Source organism: Blastococcus mobilis (assembly GCF_900188025.1).
Lineage (GTDB): Bacteria > Actinomycetota > Actinomycetes > Mycobacteriales > Geodermatophilaceae > Blastococcus_B > Blastococcus_B mobilis.
On the sequence record NZ_FZNO01000005.1, the window covers coordinates 67,960 to 82,181 of the forward strand.

Annotated in this window: 18 protein-coding genes; 7 read left to right on the plus strand and 11 right to left on the minus strand. The window is 74.3% G+C overall.

Going from position 1 to position 14,222, the window contains the following annotated elements; translation table 11 throughout:
• Positions 1 to 92: 92 nt before the first annotated feature.
• The 3 genes from cobA to cobC are packed head-to-tail and all read right to left on the minus strand — an operon-like array spanning position 93 to position 3,504.
• Entirely contained in the window at positions 93 to 1,373 is a 1,281-nt protein-coding gene (gene cobA, locus CHB94_RS05985) for a uroporphyrinogen-III C-methyltransferase (protein ID WP_089335670.1), read from the minus strand.
• The gene (cobT, locus tag CHB94_RS05990) at positions 1,373 to 2,428 is read right to left on the minus strand and encodes a nicotinate-nucleotide--dimethylbenzimidazole phosphoribosyltransferase (RefSeq protein WP_254920435.1); all 1,056 of its coding nucleotides are present in this window, start codon (positions 2,426 to 2,428) and stop codon (positions 1,373 to 1,375) included. The genes cobA and cobT overlap by 1 nt, the downstream gene beginning before the upstream one ends.
• 32 nt (positions 2,429 to 2,460) lie before the next feature.
• Positions 2,461 to 3,504 carry an Rv2231c family histidinol phosphate aminotransferase CobC gene (cobC, locus tag CHB94_RS05995; RefSeq protein WP_089335672.1) on the minus strand — a complete coding sequence of 348 codons (1,044 nt, stop codon included), beginning with the start codon at positions 3,502 to 3,504 and terminating at the stop codon, positions 2,461 to 2,463.
• A gap of 367 nt (positions 3,505 to 3,871) precedes the next feature.
• Here cobC and CHB94_RS06000 point away from each other — a divergent pair, with 367 nt between their 5' ends.
• From CHB94_RS06000 to CHB94_RS06010, 3 genes are all read left to right on the plus strand, one after another.
• On the plus strand, positions 3,872 to 4,087 hold the full coding sequence (locus tag CHB94_RS06000) for a DUF8847 domain-containing protein (protein WP_254920436.1): 216 nt from the start codon (positions 3,872 to 3,874) through the stop codon (positions 4,085 to 4,087).
• A gap of 91 nt (positions 4,088 to 4,178) precedes the next feature.
• Complete coding sequence (locus CHB94_RS06005) at positions 4,179 to 4,775, plus strand: TetR/AcrR family transcriptional regulator (RefSeq protein WP_089335673.1); 597 nt, start codon at positions 4,179 to 4,181, stop codon at positions 4,773 to 4,775.
• Positions 4,768 to 5,211, plus strand: coding sequence for a hypothetical protein (locus CHB94_RS06010; RefSeq protein WP_089335816.1), 444 nt, complete (start codon positions 4,768 to 4,770; stop codon positions 5,209 to 5,211). Before CHB94_RS06005 ends, CHB94_RS06010 begins: the two co-directional genes overlap by 8 nt.
• Positions 5,212 to 5,233: 22 nt before the next feature.
• Here the strand turns inward: CHB94_RS06010 and CHB94_RS06015 are convergent, their stop codons facing one another.
• The gene (locus tag CHB94_RS06015) at positions 5,234 to 5,701 is read right to left on the minus strand and encodes a type II toxin-antitoxin system PemK/MazF family toxin (RefSeq protein WP_089335817.1); all 468 of its coding nucleotides are present in this window, start codon (positions 5,699 to 5,701) and stop codon (positions 5,234 to 5,236) included.
• 182 nt (positions 5,702 to 5,883) lie between these two features.
• Between CHB94_RS06015 and CHB94_RS24440 the strand changes: the two genes are divergently transcribed.
• On the plus strand, positions 5,884 to 6,081 hold the full coding sequence (locus tag CHB94_RS24440; RefSeq protein WP_141137427.1) for a hypothetical protein: 198 nt from the start codon (positions 5,884 to 5,886) through the stop codon (positions 6,079 to 6,081).
• 10 nt (positions 6,082 to 6,091) lie between these two features.
• On the opposite strand, the gene CHB94_RS06020 is transcribed toward CHB94_RS24440, so the two are convergent.
• Together CHB94_RS06020 and CHB94_RS06025 are read right to left on the minus strand one after the other, a co-directional pair.
• Positions 6,092 to 6,517: a VOC family protein gene (locus CHB94_RS06020; RefSeq protein WP_089335674.1), complete on the minus strand. Its 426-nt coding sequence runs from the start codon at positions 6,515 to 6,517 to the stop codon at positions 6,092 to 6,094.
• 89 nt (positions 6,518 to 6,606) lie between these two features.
• Positions 6,607 to 7,251 (minus strand): MSMEG_1061 family FMN-dependent PPOX-type flavoprotein, encoded by a 645-nt coding sequence (locus tag CHB94_RS06025; protein WP_089335675.1) that lies wholly within the window; start codon positions 7,249 to 7,251, stop codon positions 6,607 to 6,609.
• A gap of 40 nt (positions 7,252 to 7,291) precedes the next feature.
• Between CHB94_RS06025 and CHB94_RS06030 the strand changes: the two genes are divergently transcribed.
• Positions 7,292 to 7,681 carry an acyl-CoA thioesterase gene (locus CHB94_RS06030; protein WP_089335676.1) on the plus strand — a complete coding sequence of 130 codons (390 nt, stop codon included), beginning with the start codon at positions 7,292 to 7,294 and terminating at the stop codon, positions 7,679 to 7,681.
• A 12-nt stretch (positions 7,682 to 7,693) separates the two neighbouring features.
• Here the strand turns inward: CHB94_RS06030 and CHB94_RS06035 are convergent, their stop codons facing one another.
• From CHB94_RS06035 to CHB94_RS06045, 3 genes are all read right to left on the minus strand, one after another.
• Positions 7,694 to 8,338 (minus strand): lysophospholipid acyltransferase family protein, encoded by a 645-nt coding sequence (locus CHB94_RS06035; RefSeq protein ID WP_089335677.1) that lies wholly within the window; start codon positions 8,336 to 8,338, stop codon positions 7,694 to 7,696.
• 101 nt (positions 8,339 to 8,439) lie between these two features.
• On the minus strand, positions 8,440 to 9,174 hold the full coding sequence (locus CHB94_RS06040) for an ANTAR domain-containing protein (RefSeq protein ID WP_176445436.1): 735 nt from the start codon (positions 9,172 to 9,174) through the stop codon (positions 8,440 to 8,442).
• A 247-nt stretch (positions 9,175 to 9,421) separates the two neighbouring features.
• On the minus strand, positions 9,422 to 10,363 hold the full coding sequence (locus CHB94_RS06045; RefSeq protein WP_254920437.1) for a cobalamin biosynthesis protein: 942 nt from the start codon (positions 10,361 to 10,363) through the stop codon (positions 9,422 to 9,424).
• 53 nt (positions 10,364 to 10,416) lie between these two features.
• Between CHB94_RS06045 and def the strand changes: the two genes are divergently transcribed.
• On the plus strand, positions 10,417 to 10,974 hold the full coding sequence (def, locus tag CHB94_RS06050; protein ID WP_089335680.1) for a peptide deformylase: 558 nt from the start codon (positions 10,417 to 10,419) through the stop codon (positions 10,972 to 10,974).
• 168 nt (positions 10,975 to 11,142) lie between these two features.
• Here def and CHB94_RS06055 read toward each other — a convergent pair whose 3' ends face one another.
• Positions 11,143 to 12,375, minus strand: coding sequence for an MFS transporter (locus CHB94_RS06055; protein ID WP_089335681.1), 1,233 nt, complete (start codon positions 12,373 to 12,375; stop codon positions 11,143 to 11,145).
• 38 nt (positions 12,376 to 12,413) lie between these two features.
• The gene (locus tag CHB94_RS06060) at positions 12,414 to 12,920 is read right to left on the minus strand and encodes a hypothetical protein (protein WP_141137429.1); all 507 of its coding nucleotides are present in this window, start codon (positions 12,918 to 12,920) and stop codon (positions 12,414 to 12,416) included.
• Positions 12,921 to 13,033: 113 nt separating this feature from the next.
• On the opposite strand from CHB94_RS06060, the gene CHB94_RS06065 reads away from it, so the two are divergent.
• Entirely contained in the window at positions 13,034 to 14,215 is a 1,182-nt protein-coding gene (locus tag CHB94_RS06065; RefSeq protein ID WP_089335683.1) for a glucose-1-phosphate adenylyltransferase family protein, read from the plus strand.
• Positions 14,216 to 14,222: the final 7 nt, after the last annotated feature.

Below are 14,222 nucleotides of genomic sequence, written 5' to 3' on the forward strand. Positions count from 1 at the left end.
GCGAAGGCTAGTCGCCACCACTGACGCAGTTGGTCGGACGAACGACGGGGGACCCGCAGAGACGTTCCCGCGGGAACGCCGGAGCGGCGGGCTCAGTAGAGATCGGCGTCGTCGGGCGGTGGGGCGTCCTGCGGAGCGTTGAGCCCGACGACCGCGCCGACCACCCAGACCGCCGGCGGCCGGATGGCCTCGTCGACGACGGCCCGGGGGAGTGCGGCCAGCGTCGTCCGGACCGTGCGCTGGGTCGGGGTCGAACCATCGGTCACCACCGCGACCGGTGTGTCCGGTGCCCGCCCGTGCTCCACCAGAGCGGCGGCGATGGCCGGCGCGGTGTCCACGCCCATGAGGACGACGACGGTGCCGCGCAGTCGCGCGATCGCCGCCCAGTCGACCAGTGACTCCGGATGGTCGGGCGGCAGGTGCCCGGACACCACGACGAACTCGTGGGTCAGGCCGCGGTGGGTGACCGGGATGCCGGCGAGCGCGGGCACCGCGACCGCGCTGGTGACGCCGGGTACCACCTCGACCGAAACCCCGGCGGCGACGCATGCCTCGAGCTCCTCCATGCCCCGCCCGAAGACGAACGGGTCACCCCCCTTGAGCCGCACCACCCGGCGGCCGGCCCGGGCGTGCTCGACGAGCAGGGTGTTGATCTGCTCCTGGGCCATCGACCGGCCACGGGGGAGTTTCGAGGCGTCGATGACCTCCACGTGCGTGGGCAGCGACTCCAGCAGCGACAGCGGCGCCAGATGGTCGGCCACGACCACGTCGGCCTGTGCCACCGCCTGTCGGCCGCGGACGGTGATCAGGCCCGGGTCACCTGGCCCACCGCCCACCAGCACGACGCTCCCGGCTCGCGCCACCTCCGGCGTGCGGGCCGCCCGGTCGGCGATGCTGCCGTCGGTGAGGCCGGCGACGACGGCGTCGCGCACGCCGATCGCGCGCTGCGGGTCGCCGCCTCCGTGCACGCCGACGACGAGTTCGCCGTGCCGGCCCACGGCCGGGGTCCAGACGCTGGAGGCCGATCGGTCGTCGGCCCGGGCGCAGAAGATCCGGGACCGGTCGGCCTCCGCGGCGACGGCGGCGTTGACCGCGGGGTCGTCGGTGGCGGCGACGGCGTACCAGGCGCCCTCGAGGTCCCCGGGCTCGTACCGCCGTCGGATCCAGGTCAGCGATCCCGGTTCGACGAGGGCTTCCAGCGCCGGGGTGACCTCGGGGGAGACGACGGTGACGTCGGCCTTGGCCTCGAGCAGGCCCGCCACCCGCCGGTGGGCCACCTGACCCCCGCCCACCACGACGACGCGACGGTCGAGCAGCCGCAGTCCGACGGGGTAGACGACCCCGCTCGCGGGGTGGACGGGGGTGGCGTTCATCAGCTCTTGTCGGTGACGCCGGCGGAGTCGAACGTGGCGACGTCGCGCAGTGCCCGTGCCGCGCTCGCCACCAGGGGCAGGGCCAGGAGGGCGCCGGTGCCCTCGCCCAGCCGGAGCTCCAGGCCGAGGAGTGGGCGCAGGCCGAGCGCCTCCAGTGCGACGGCATGTCCGGGCTCGGCCGACGCGTGCCCGGCCAGGGCGTACTGCAGCGCCGCTGGGCAGAGCCCCCCAGCGACCAGCGCCGCAGCGCCGGCGATCGCGCCGTCCAGCAGCACCGGCACGCGCGCCGCGGCTGCGCCGAGCACGAATCCGGCCAGAGCGGCGTGCTCGAGCCCACCGACCTCGGCCAGCACGGCGAGCGCCGCTGCCGGGGTGGTCGGTCGCGCGGGCACGCGCGCGACCGCCCGGCCGACCACCTCCACCTTGCGCGCCAGCGTGGGGTCGTCGACACCGGTTCCCCGGCCCGTCGCCGCCGCCGGTGTGGCGCCGGTGAAGGCGCAGACCAGCGCCGCCGACGCCGTGGTGTTCCCGATCCCCATGTCGCCGGTGATCAGGCACGGCGAGGCGGTGGCCAGCCGGGTGGCCACCTCGATGCCGACCTCGACGGCCCGGAGCGCCTCGTCGATCGTCATGGCGGGCCCCTCCGCCAGGTCGGCCGTGCCCAGCCGCACCTTCCGGTCCAACAGCCCCTCCGCGGGGTCCAGGGGAGCGGCCACCCCGACGTCGACCACCACGACCTCGGCGCCGAGTTCCGCCGCGAAGGCGTTGACCACGGCGCCACGGGCCAGGAAGTTCGCCACCATCTGGGCGGTCACCTCCTGGGGCCACGGGGTGACGCCCTGCGCGTGCACGCCGTGGTCCGCGGCGAACACGGCGACGACCGCGGGGACGGGCAGTGGCGCGGGGCAGGTGCCGGCGATGCCGGCGAGCTGTGCGGCGACGTCCTCCAGGACGCCGAGCGAGCCCGGCGGCTTGGTCATGCGGTCCAGGCGCTCCCGCGCGGCGCGTTCGGCCGCCGCGTCCCGGGGGACGACGGCGGCGATCGTGTCGCCCAAGAGCGTGCCCGCGAACGGGTTCGGGTCGGTGCTCAGCGCAACTCCTCGGGAGCAGGGTCTCGGGACAGAATCTCAGCGAGGGCAGCGGCGAACGCCCGGGAGGTACCCGGGTCGCGCACCGCCACCCGGAAGTGGTCGGCGGACAGGCCCGGGAACGTGTTGCCCCGGCGCACCGCCCAGCCACGGTCGCGCAGGGCCTCGCGCACCCGCGATCCGTCGGGGACGCGGAGCAGGACGAACGAGGACCGTGGCTCGCCGACCACGTCGACACCCGGAGGGAGGGCGTCGACCAGGGCACGACGGTGGTCCTCGAGGGCGGCAGCAGCGGCATGGGCCTCTGCCCGCGCTGCCGGCGTCGTGCAGGCGACGAGTGCCACCAGGGCGGGCGTGGACACCGGCCAGTGCGGCTGCTGCGCCGTCATCGCCTCGACCAGGTCCGCGGGCGCGAGCGTGTAGCCGACCCGCAACCCCGCCAGTCCCCACGTCTTGGTCAGGCTGCGCACCACCACCAGGCCGGGCAGGTCCGCCCGCCCGGCGAGGGACTGGGGCTCGCCCGGCACCGTGTCGGCGAAGGCCTCGTCCACGACGAGCACGCGGCCGGGACGTGCCAGCGCCGCCACCGTTGCGGCGGGGTGGAGCACCGAGGTCGGGTTCGTCGGGTTGCCGAGGACCACCAGGTCGGCGTCCGCCGGCACGTCCGCGGGATGGAGGCGGTACCCGTCCCCGGCGCTCAGCAGCAGGCGGGAGACGGGGTGGCCGGCCGCCCGCAGGGCGGCCTCGGGCTCGGTGAAGGACGGGTGGACGACGACCGCGGAGCGCGGTCGCAGCGCCCTGGCCAGGAGCGTGAACGCCTCGGCGGCACCCGCGGTGAGCAGCACCTCCGACTGGTCGCGGTCGTGCGCGGCGGCGACCGCGGCCCGGGCGGGCCCGGCGTCGGGATAGGCGGCACTGTCGTCGAGCGCCCGGTGCAGCAGGGTGCGCAACCAGGGCGGAGGTGTTCCTGCCCGCACGTTGACGGCGAGGTCGACCAGGCCGGGGGCGAGCTCGGCGTCCCCGTGGTGGTGCAGATCGGTCACGCGCCCTTCTCCTGCCGCCGTCCCACGGCTACCCGCACTGCCCAACTGCGATCCGTCATCAGACCACGACCGTGGGACCAGGACCGGCGCCGCCCTGACCGGCCTCGGCCAGTCCCCGGCGGTGGGACGACGCCGCCCTGCTCCTGATCGGGCTGCCGGTGGGCGTGTTCGCCGTCCAGACCTGGAGCTGGGCACCTGCGCGTCCGTGACGTGCCCCTGTCCGTGCGGCCGAGGTCACCAGGCGGCGAGGTCGTCGGCTGACTCCGACGCCCGATCGCGCCTACCCTGGTCGACCGGGCATCGACGGAGGAGGACCGAGCTGACCGAGCACCCCGCAGCCGCAGCGGACACCAGCACCGAGGACGCCGTGCTGCTGTTCGTCGGCGGACCCCTCGACGGGAGGGTGGAGATCCGCGAGGCACGGCACGGTGAACCGCTGCCGACGGTGACGCACGTCCACCTCCACGGCGGTCCGAAGGTGGTTCACCGGTACGACCTGGAACCGCTCACCGAGGGCCTCGGCGTCTACAACCTGCGGCCGCCCGCGCGGAAGCCGGCCCGGGACGAGTCGGTCGCGGACTGATCCCCGCCGCGGTCGGGCAGCTGCTCCGCCGGCATGCCAGCAGGGCACCAAGACCCTGCCACTGACAACTTGCCACTGACAAGCTTTCGTCGTGACGGCTCCCGTGCGCGACCTCCGGACGGCGCTCCTGCGCGTGGCGGCGGAGGTGGTCACGGAGTCCGGGGTGGGCGAGGTCTCCGTCCGGGCCCTCGCTCGGGCCGCCGGGGTCTCGCATGCGGCGCACCGCCACCACTTCGCGTCCCGGACCGGGCTGTTGACGGCCCTGGCGGCGGAGGGCCACCGGATGCTCGCCACCGCGCTCGAGAAGGCGGCCCCCGCAGGCTTCCTCGAGGTAGGGGTGGCGTACGTGGCCTTCGCCCACGACCACCCCGGCCACTTCGCCGTGATGTTCACGCCGGACGTCCTGGACGACCAGGACCCCGAACTGGCCGCGGCACGGTCCCGGACGTTCGGCGTCCTGGCCGCCGGCGTGGACGCGCTGGCGGCCGAGGGGAGGGTCGAGGACGCCCGGGCGGCCGTCGTCGCGGCGTGGTCGCTCGTCCATGGCCTCGCCGACCTAGCCGCCACCGGCAACCTCACCGGCGCCGGGCTGGGGCCCCCGGCGGGCAGGGACGGATTGCTGGAACTCGCGCGGCGGGCCGCCGGGATGCTCTACGGATCCCCGGACGGCGGTGTCGACGATGCGTGACACGGTCCTCGCCCTGCACGTGATGGCCGGGACGGCGGGCCTGCTCCTCGGTCCGGCGTGGCTCCTGCTGCGGCGGCGAGGCATGTCCGGCCTCGCCGCCGCCTGGTCCTACCACCTCGCCGTCGCCGGGGTCGTGGCGAGTTCGGCGTTCCTCGCCGTCACCGCCGCGGGTCTGTGGTGGCTGCTGCCCTTCGGGGCGCTCACCGAGGCCCTCGCGGTCACCGGCGCGCTCGCTCGCCGGCGCTCGTGGCGCGGGTGGCGGAGCTGGCAGCCGCACCTTCTCGGCGGCTCGTACATCGCGCTCGTGACCGGTGTCCTCGTGGCAGGAACCGCCGATCCGATCTTCTGGCTGCTGCCCGCGGTCGTCGGTCAGCTGCCGATCGCGCTCGCCAAACGGCGCCTGCACGCCGTCGCGCCGGCGCCGCTGCCCGCCTGAAACGACGACCCGTCCGCCGCGCTCACCAGCCCTGCACACGGCGCGCTGCGGCCACGACCCGGTCGAAGCGGCGCCGGTCCAGGGCGGCACCCTCCCGCCGGACCGTGGCCGGGTCCAGGACCAGCAGGCGGTCCAGCCGGACCTCGCTCGGCCGGCCGCGGGCATCCCAGGGCCCGGTGCCGATGTCGGTCCAGACCCGGCCGTGCCGGGCCTCGTCGGCGGCGTCCCGGTCGTGGTCCTTGCTGGTGAGCATCAGCCCCAGCAGGGCCGCGTTGCGGCGCCCGACGACCAGCACCGGCCGGTCCTTGCCGCGGCCGTCGCCCTCGTCGTAGGGGACCCACGCCCACACGATCTCGCCGGGATCGGGCCGGCCGTCGGCGCGCGGGCGGTAGTCCACAGCGGGGGAGTCGGGGCGGGCCGTGCCGACGGTGTGGCGGGCGAGCCCCGAGATCCGAGCGACCCATCGGCGGACTCGGTCGACGCGGGCCATCCCGGCACGGTACGTGCGCCGGATCGGCACGGCGCACTGTGCGTCGGGTGCAGCAGATGCCCGACGTGTCACTTGTGACACATCGGCACCAATTGCTCACGCAGAGGGTTGATGACGGCGACGCCGGGGCACCATGGACGCACGGGGTCCTCACGGGAGCCCCCGGGAGAAGGGGAACTCCCATGACGACGTCCGAACCAGTGCGACCAGCGGCGCCCCGGGCACGGGCGGTGCAGGCCAGCGTGCTGGCCGCCTTCCAACTGGTCGAGGACGCGCGGTACTCCGGCAGCGGACGCCGGACCCGGCGACGGCGGGCGCGGGTCTTGGCCGAGCGCGCGGTGGCCGACCGGAGACTTCTCCGGGACCTGCGCGCCGGCTGAGCCGGGCCGCTCAGCCGACGCAGAACTCGTTGCCCTCGGGATCGGCCATCGTGACCCACGCATGCGGGCCCTGCGACGCACGCCAGAGCTCGGTCGCGCCCATCGCGAGCAGCCGTGAGACCTCGGCCTCCTGCCGCTCGGGCCCCACGCGCACGTCCACGTGCACCCGGTTCTTGCCGTTCTTGGGTTCGGGCACGTGCTGGAAGAGGACCCGGGGCCGATCCGGGTCCGGCGAGTTGATGGCGGCGCCCGCTCGCCAGACCAGCGCGCCGCGGTGCCGGATCGTGTCACCCTCCGCCGCGGCGCCGGTCTGGATCATCCGACGGATGAGCGACTCGTCCTGCGACTCCACCTGCCACCCGAGGGCCTCGGCCCACCAGTCGGCCAGCTCGTGCGGGGCGGCGCAGTCGATCGCGACCTGCACGTCGAATGCCATGGCCGGACGCTAGGGGAGGCCACCGACATTCGGCCCCGTCCAGAGGCTCGCCGCGAGCTCGCGAGCGGTGAGGAGGACAGGGTCCTTCTTCAGAGCTCGAGGGCCAGCCCCGTCCGCAGCGTCGCCTCGTCCGGGATGGTGTCGTCCCGGCAGTGGTCCCGAAGGACCTGTGAGAACGGCGGGAAGACCGACCGCTCCACCCGACGCTCCGGATCCCACAGCCCGGACCGCATGACTGCCTTGGAGCACTGGAAGTAGGCCCGCTCCACCTCGATCACCAGCACCGACAGCGGTTGCCTGCCGAACTCGGTGAAGTCCACGCCGAGCGCGTCAGCGGGGATCGGTGTCGCCGTGCCGTACACCCGCAGCGTCTCGTCGATGCCCGGGACGAAGAACATCAGCGCGGCCCGCGGGTTCCCGGAGAGGTTGCGCAGGCTGTCGATGCGGTTGTTGCCCGACCGGTCGGGCATCGCCAGGCGACTGCCGTCGAGGACGCGGACGAAGCCCGGGTCGCCCCCGCGGGGCGAGACGTCGGGCCAGCCGTCGACCGAGGCCGTCGCCAGGGTGGCGAACGGAGAGAGCCGGATGAAGGCCGTGCAGTGGTCGTCGAGGTGGTGGATCACCTTGTCGAGCACCCGACCGCTGGGGGTGCGGTAGCCGGCCAGCACATCGGCCGCGGGTTCGGCGCCGGAGGCGGACGACGGAGCCGGAGCCGGGACGGGGGCGGGATCCACGCGCCGACCGTAGACGCCGCTCCGGATAGCCTGCTGCGCCGTGGCAGCACAGTGGAGTTCGCCGGTCCGCTATGTGGAGTGCGACCAGCAGGGCGTCGTCTTCAACGCCCACTACCTGACCTGGGCGGACGAGGCCTCCAACGCCTGGTGGGCCGCGCACGGTCTGCCGTGGGACGCGCTGGTCGCCCGGCGGATCGATCCCGTGGTGAAGGCCAGCACGCTGGAGTGGACGTCGTCGGCCCGCTGGGGCGACACGGTCACGGTCGACGCCGAGACGGAGAAGGTGGGCCGCACCAGCGTGACGGTCCGCTACACCGTGCGCGTGGGCGAGCGCCTGTGCTGCGTCGTCCGCACCACGTACGTGGCCACCGACGAAGGGCGTGCCATCCCGTGGCCGGACGACGTCCGGGCGTCGCTCACCCGGGACTGACCCCCGCAGGAGTCACCAGCCGGCCTTCTCCTGCCCGGACAGCTCGGCGATGGCCTCCATGATCGTGTCGGTCACCTCACGCCGCGCGCGGTTGCTGCCGGCCTTGCCGCGGTGCTCGGAGAACGTCAGTGGTTTGCCGAAGACCACCGTGAAGCGGTGCGGTCGCGGCCAGCGCGCGCCGACCGGCTGGATGCGGTCGGTGCCGGTGATGCCGACCGGCACGACGGGGCAGTCGGCCGTGAGCGCCAGCCACGCGACGCCGGTCTTGCCCCGCGCCAGGCGACCGTCACGGGAGCGGGTGCCCTCCGGGTAGATGCCGAAGCCGCCCCCGGCCCGGAGCACGGTCATCGCCGTGTCCAGCGCCTGCTGGGCGGCACGGTGCGTCTGCCGCTCGACGGGCAGGGCGCCCAGCGCGGTGAACCACGTCTTCGTGAACCAGCCCTTGATGCCGGACCCGGTGAAGTACTCCGCCTTCGCCAGATAGCCGACCCGTCGTGGCGCCATCAGGGGGATGGCCATGCTGTCGATGAACGACAGGTGGTTGCTGGCGATGATGAAGGCGCCGGTGGCCGGCACGTTCTCCCGGCCCACCACGCGCGGCCGGAAGACGAGCAGGAACAGCGGTCGCAGGATGAGCCGGGAGATGAGGTAGACCACGCCGCTGCTTTCCCCTCGGGTGCACGCCGTCGACGGGGTGTCGGTGCGTGATCCGGGCATTCTCCCCGAACGGTCCCGAGGGAGCGGAACTCAGGCCGCAGTCACCGCAGTGGCTGCGTCGGTGGGCACGCGTCGCGGATGATCGCGCGGATGTCGTCGGGCAGACGGGACTGCCCGGCGGCGGAGCGGGTGATGACCTCCGCGACGTCGCGCACCTTGCGGTGGGTGTGGCTGGAGATGTGGGCCAGGAGATCGAAGGCGACCTGGTCGCCACAGGTGGTCAGCAGCATGAGGATGCCCTTGGCCTGCTCGATGGCGGCGCGGCTGGCCATCGCGGCGCGCATCTGCCCCACCTCCACCTCGAGGGCCTGCGCTCGATCGGGGTCCGAGCCGTGTGGGCGGCACTCGGTGATGTCGATGCACATGCCTTCCACGGCGGCGACCTCCCCGGTCCGGTCCCGCTGCGGTTCCCCGACCAGGACGACGGCCCGGGCCTGCCCGTCGGGGCGGACGATGCGGGTCTCCAGGGCGAAGGCGCGACCGTCCGTGCCGGCCCGTGCCAGCGCCTCGAGGATGCGGCCGCGGTCCTCCACGGGCTGGAGCTCCCCGGCGTCCGGCTGGGCCGACGTGGCCGGCAGGCCGTGCAGGGCGAACATCTCCGGTGACCACCACCAGGTGCCGCTGCGGCGGTCGTAGCGGTAGCGGCCGGTGATGTGCTCGGGAGGCGGGCCCGATTCGGGCGCGGGCCGAGGAACAGCGACCTGCGGATGTGGTGTGGCGACGCCGTGCGACGGGCGGGTGACGACCCGCTGACGCGACACAGCCGGTATCGACATGGCTTCCCCCTTGTCAGAGGCGCACCGGACGTCCGCGGCACTGCGGCCGCGTTGTCGACCGCCCGGCCCGCGCCCGTTGTGGGCGCGGTCGCTCCGATTCGAGGACGGTACGACGGGGTTGGGCACAACGCAGGAGTCCAACGACCGTCTAGGGCAGAACGACATCGGCCGAAATGCCGGGGCGCCGTGGAGTCGTGACCCTATGTGGCGGAGGTCCACGCCTGGGTAGTCACCATCGGTCCCAGGTTCAGGACCGCAGCAGCGGGGCCAGTCGTCCGGTGGCCGCCAGGACCGCCGCAGCGATCCAGACCGCGCGGGAGAGCCGCACCGTGTGCTCGATGTCGCCGGCCGTCGGCGGCCGCCCGTCCCCGAGGGCGGGGCGCAGCTCGACCCGGCCGCCGTAGACGTTCCGGCCCCCCAGGCGCAACCCCAGCGCGCCGGCGGTGGCGGCCTCGCAACGTCCGGAGTTGGGGCTGGGATGAGCCCCACCGTCCCGCAGCCACGTGCGCAGCGCTCCACGGGGCGAGCCACCGGCCAGGGGTGCGCAGGCGACGGTCAGGACGGCGGTGGCCCGCGCCGGGAGCCAGTTCGCCACGTCGTCCAGCCGGGCGGCGGCCCAGCCGAACCGGCCATAGCGGGGGGAGCGGTGTCCCACCATCGCGTCGAGCGTGTTGACCGCCCGGTAGGTCAGGAGGCCGGGGATGCCGGCGACCGCCCCCCAGAACAGCGGGGCGACCGCGGCGTCGGAGGTGTTCTCCGCGACCGACTCGACCGTGGCGCGGGCCAGGTCGTCCTCAGCGAGTCCGCGCGGGTCCCGGCCGGCGAGGGCCGGCAACGCGGCGCGGGCGGCCGGGAGGTCCCCCGCCGTCAGGGCCCGCTGCATCGTCTCCGCGGCGCGGCCGAGCGACGTGCCACCCAGGACCGTCCACGTCGCCGCCGCGGTCACCAGCGTCCGGGCCACCGGACGCCGCCGGGTGCCCCGGTCCAGCGCCGTGCCCAGGGCCGCTGCCGCGCCGGTGAGGACCAGCACGTGGGCGGTACCGGCCGCCCGCGAATCACGCCAGGTCCGGCGTTCCAGCGCGAGCGCCGCGGTGCCGAACCCGGCGACCGGGTGACCGCGGCGGGGATCTCCCAGGAGCAGGTCAGCAGCCGCGCCGAGGACGAGGCCCAGGGCGGTTGGCACGGTCACACCGGACATCGTGCCGACCGGCCGCCGAGGTGGCCTCCCTAGGATCGGCGGTCATGCGCCTGCCCGGCCGTTACGACGGCGCCGCCCGGCCGATCGTCACCTACGGCAGCAACCCGGTCCTGCACCGGCCGTGCGCCCCGGTGACCGAGTTCGACGAGGGGCTGCGCCGCCTGCTCCTCGACATGTTCGCGAGCATGGCCGAGGCCGACGGAGTGGGTCTGGCGGCCAACCAGATCGGCGTCGACGCCCGGATCTTCGTCATCGACTGCCCGGACGCCGAGGGCGAGGACGTCGTCGGCTACGTCATCAACCCGAGCCTGACGCTTCCGGAACCGGTCGGCGACGAGCCGGCCGAGGAGATCACCGAGGAGGGCTGCCTCTCGGTGCCCGGCCCCTACGCCGAGCTGCCCCGTGCCTTCCGGGCCCGCGTGGACGGCGTCGACATCAAGGGTGCGCCGGTGACCATCGAGGCGACCGGTATGGCCGCGCGCTGCCTGCAGCACGAGGTCGATCACCTGAACGGCACCGTGTACGTCGATCTGCTGGCGGAGGAGCACCGGGAGCGGCTGCTCGCAGAAGCGGCGGGGCCGGGCGGCGACCTGCCCGCATGACGCCGTCCGGGGCGGTCGCCGTCTCCCCCCGAGGCGCCGGTCCTGCTGCACCGCCCGCCGGACGGGCGAGGCGGGTCGCAACGGCAACACGGTGGGCACCTACGGGTTCAGGGCTTCGTCGACGCCGTCTGGCGCTGAGGTGTGCTCGGTCGGCCGAGGGACGGCCGCTCAGGCGGCGACGGGCCGGGAGTCCTCGAGCGCGGGACGGGTCGGCTCCGCACCGCGGCGGCTCCGCCACCGGAGGCTCGTGGCGGCCGACAGCGCCAGCAGGATCACCACGGCGCCGTAGATCTCCGCCGTCCGCTCCAGGCCGATCTCGCCGGCCGCGAGGCCTGCCGCGATCGCCGGGATGCTGAACATGAGGTAGCTGACGACGAAGACGCTCGACAGCAGAGCGGCCCGGTCTCCGGGGGCCACGCCGCGGGTCACCGTGGCCATCGCCCCGAGGAAGGCGGAGCCGAAACCGAAGCCGGAGACCACTGCGGCGACGAAGAAGAGAGCCAGGGATCCGGAGAACAGCGCGCCGACCGTTCCGGCCACCCCGACTGCGAAGACCACGACCCCGAGGACCATCGCGCGTTCCGGGGCCGCGCCGCGCATGCTCAGCGACCCGACGAGGCCGGTGCCGTTGAGCGCCAGGATCAGCAGGCCGCCCACGAGGTGGTCGTCGACGCCGAAGACTCCGGCGACCAGCGAGGGACCGAGCGAGGCGTAGAGGCCGCCCAGTGCCCAGGTGGCGGCGAGACAGGGGAGGACCACGAGGAACTCGGGGCGCTGGGGCCGCGGCACGTGCACCTGAGGGCGCAGCGAGGCCAGCGCGCCGGGCGTCCGCGGTGAGGACTCGGGCAGCAGCAGCATCCCGGCCGCCGACAGCAGGAAGATTCCGGTCAGGACGCCGAACACCCAGTCGGTCGGCGCGGGGACGAATTGCACCAGCAGTGCGGCGCCGGCCGCGCCCAGGGACAGGCCCAGCCCGGGAGAGGCGCTGTTGACCAGGGCGCCCAGCGGCCGGTCGCTGCGCTGGAAGTCCAGGAGGGCCGCACCCAGCGCGCCGGTCATCGCACCGGTGGCGAGGCCCTGCACGATTCGGGCAGCCAGCAGCCAGCCCACGCCGTCAGCGAACAGGAACAGCAGCATCGCCCCGGCCTGGACGACGAGCGCACCGGCCAGCACCGGACGGCGGCCGACGTGGTCGGAGAGGCCGCCGACGACCAGCAGCGCGGCGAGCAGGGCGAAGACGTAGATGCCGAACACCGTGGTCAGGACGCCGTCGCTGAAGCCGAAGCGCTCCTGGTAGACGCGGTAGAGCGGCGACGGGACCCCGGATGCGGCGAGCACCAGCACGAGCAGGACCGCGATCGACCAGAAGGAGGTCGACCGGGACGGTCCGCGCACAGCCATGCCCCTCTCCAAGGCGGCCGGCGTCCGACCGATTCCGGTCAGGTGGTCAGCAGGTAGCCATCGGGCCGTGCGGTCAGCGGCGGCAGGGTCCGGATCTCTCCGCACCCGGGCCCGTTGGGCTCCCTCACCGTGGGCTCCGTCGTGGTGCGGCCGCGGTAGAGAGCACCGCCGCTCACCCGGTCGGTGAGGACGAGGCTGACCTCGACCCGGTCCTGATCCGGGACCGGGCGCTGCCATTCGACCGAGGCGCGCTCCGGGAGGATCTGTGCCGGTCCGGTCGGCTCTGCGCTGGGAGCGCTGGTCGGCGCGGGCATCAGGACCGTGACGGGCACGTCGGTGCACTCGGCGTCGAGGCAGATGCGAGCGTCGGCGGTGCGCAGGTCGATGTCCAGGCCGCCGAGGTCGACCGTCACACCCGGTTCGTACATCACCTGGGTGCACGCGCGCGGTGCTGCACATCCGGTCACCGTGAACCCGATCAGCCCCAGCACGCAGGCAGTGCGGCCCAGCGCGGGCCGAACTGCTTCGGTGGACGGGCGTGCCATGCCGACATGATGCCGCCAGGTGGCCCGGGGGACCTGGTCGCACGGCCGGGTTCTCGTTCCGGATCGCGGCGTCGTCCGGGCGTGGACCGCTCGACCCGGGGTAGCGGCAGGCCATGGCCCTTCCCCGGATCCTCGTCCTCGTGCTGGCCGGCGGAGCAGGCGGCCGGCTCGAACTGCTGACCGAGCAGCGCGCCAAGCCGGCCGTGCCCTTCGCCGGGGTGTACCGGCTCATCGACTTCCCGTTGAGCAACTGCCAGCACTCCGGGATCGCCGACGTCTGGGTGTCGGTGCAGTTCCACCCGACGTCGCTGTCGGACCACCTGGCCAACGGCCGGCCGTGGGACCTCGACCGGACCTCCGGCGGCCTGATGATGCTGCCGCCGTTCCAGGGCACCGACCGCGGCGGCTGGGTCAGCGGCACGGCGAACCTGCTGTGGCGCCAGGCGGACCTGATCCGCGAGTTCTCCGCCGACGCGCTCGTCGTCGTCAGCTCCGACGCCGTCTACAAGCTGGACTACCGCGAGGTCGTCGATGCCCACCTGGGCTCGGGGGCGGAGGTCACGATGGTGACCACCGAGGTCGCCGCCGACGACGCCTCCCGGTACGGGATCGTGCAGCTCGGGGACGGCGACCGGATCACCGACTACGCCTACAAGCCGGACGAGCCGGCGACCTCCACGGCGACCAACGAGGTCTTCGTCTTCACACCGGACGCCACGCTGGACCGTCTCGAGGGGCTCGACGACGAGCTCGGCGAGGACGGCCTCGAGGACCTCGGCAGCCACCTGCTGCCCGCCCAGACCCGCGACGGTCTGGCCCGTGCGTATCCGCTCCAGGGTTATTGGCGCGACGTCGGCACGGTCATGGCGTACTGGCAGGCTCACCGGGACTTCCTCGCGGCGGAGCCGCCCATCGACCTGGACGACCCCGCCTGGCCACTGCACACCCGGGGCGGCCGGCACAGTGCCGCCCGGATCCTCCCCGGAGCGGTGGTGGACGAGAGCCTGGTCTCCGGCGGGACCCGCGTGGCCGGCGAGGTGCGGGGGTCGGTGCTGTCGCCCGGTGTGGTGGTGGAGAAGGGGGCGACCGTCGTGGACTCGGTGCTGCTGCCCGGGGTGCGCGTGCGGGCCGGTGCCCGGGTGGTGCGCGCCGTCCTCGACGACCGCGTCGACGTCGGTGAGCGGGCCGTCGTCGGCGGCGACGACGACGTCACGCTCGTCGGGCGGCAGGCCCGGGTCGGGGCGGGCAGCGAGGTGGTGCCGGGAGCCCGCCTGCCCGACCCGGAGGAGGACTGACCGGCAC

What these genes read in the sequence shown, in the direction of transcription:
- cobA (WP_089335670.1), bottom strand. Translation starts at nt 1,373, where the DNA reads ATGAACGCCACCCCCGTCCACCCCGCGAGCGGGGTCGTCTACCCCGTC.
- CHB94_RS06010 (WP_089335816.1), top strand. Translation starts at nt 4,768, where the DNA reads ATGCGTGACACGGTCCTCGCCCTGCACGTGATGGCCGGGACGGCGGGC.
- CHB94_RS06015 (WP_089335817.1), bottom strand. Translation starts at nt 5,701, where the DNA reads ATGGCCCGCGTCGACCGAGTCCGCCGATGGGTCGCTCGGATCTCGGGG.
- CHB94_RS24440 (WP_141137427.1), top strand. Translation starts at nt 5,884, where the DNA reads ATGACGACGTCCGAACCAGTGCGACCAGCGGCGCCCCGGGCACGGGCG.
- CHB94_RS06020 (WP_089335674.1), bottom strand. Translation starts at nt 6,517, where the DNA reads ATGGCATTCGACGTGCAGGTCGCGATCGACTGCGCCGCCCCGCACGAG.
- CHB94_RS06040 (WP_176445436.1), bottom strand. Translation starts at nt 9,174, where the DNA reads ATGTCGATACCGGCTGTGTCGCGTCAGCGGGTCGTCACCCGCCCGTCG.
- def (WP_089335680.1), top strand. Translation starts at nt 10,417, where the DNA reads ATGCGCCTGCCCGGCCGTTACGACGGCGCCGCCCGGCCGATCGTCACC.
- CHB94_RS06055 (WP_089335681.1), bottom strand. Translation starts at nt 12,375, where the DNA reads ATGGCTGTGCGCGGACCGTCCCGGTCGACCTCCTTCTGGTCGATCGCG.
- CHB94_RS06060 (WP_141137429.1), bottom strand. Translation starts at nt 12,920, where the DNA reads ATGGCACGCCCGTCCACCGAAGCAGTTCGGCCCGCGCTGGGCCGCACT.
- CHB94_RS06065 (WP_089335683.1), top strand. Translation starts at nt 13,034, where the DNA reads ATGGCCCTTCCCCGGATCCTCGTCCTCGTGCTGGCCGGCGGAGCAGGC.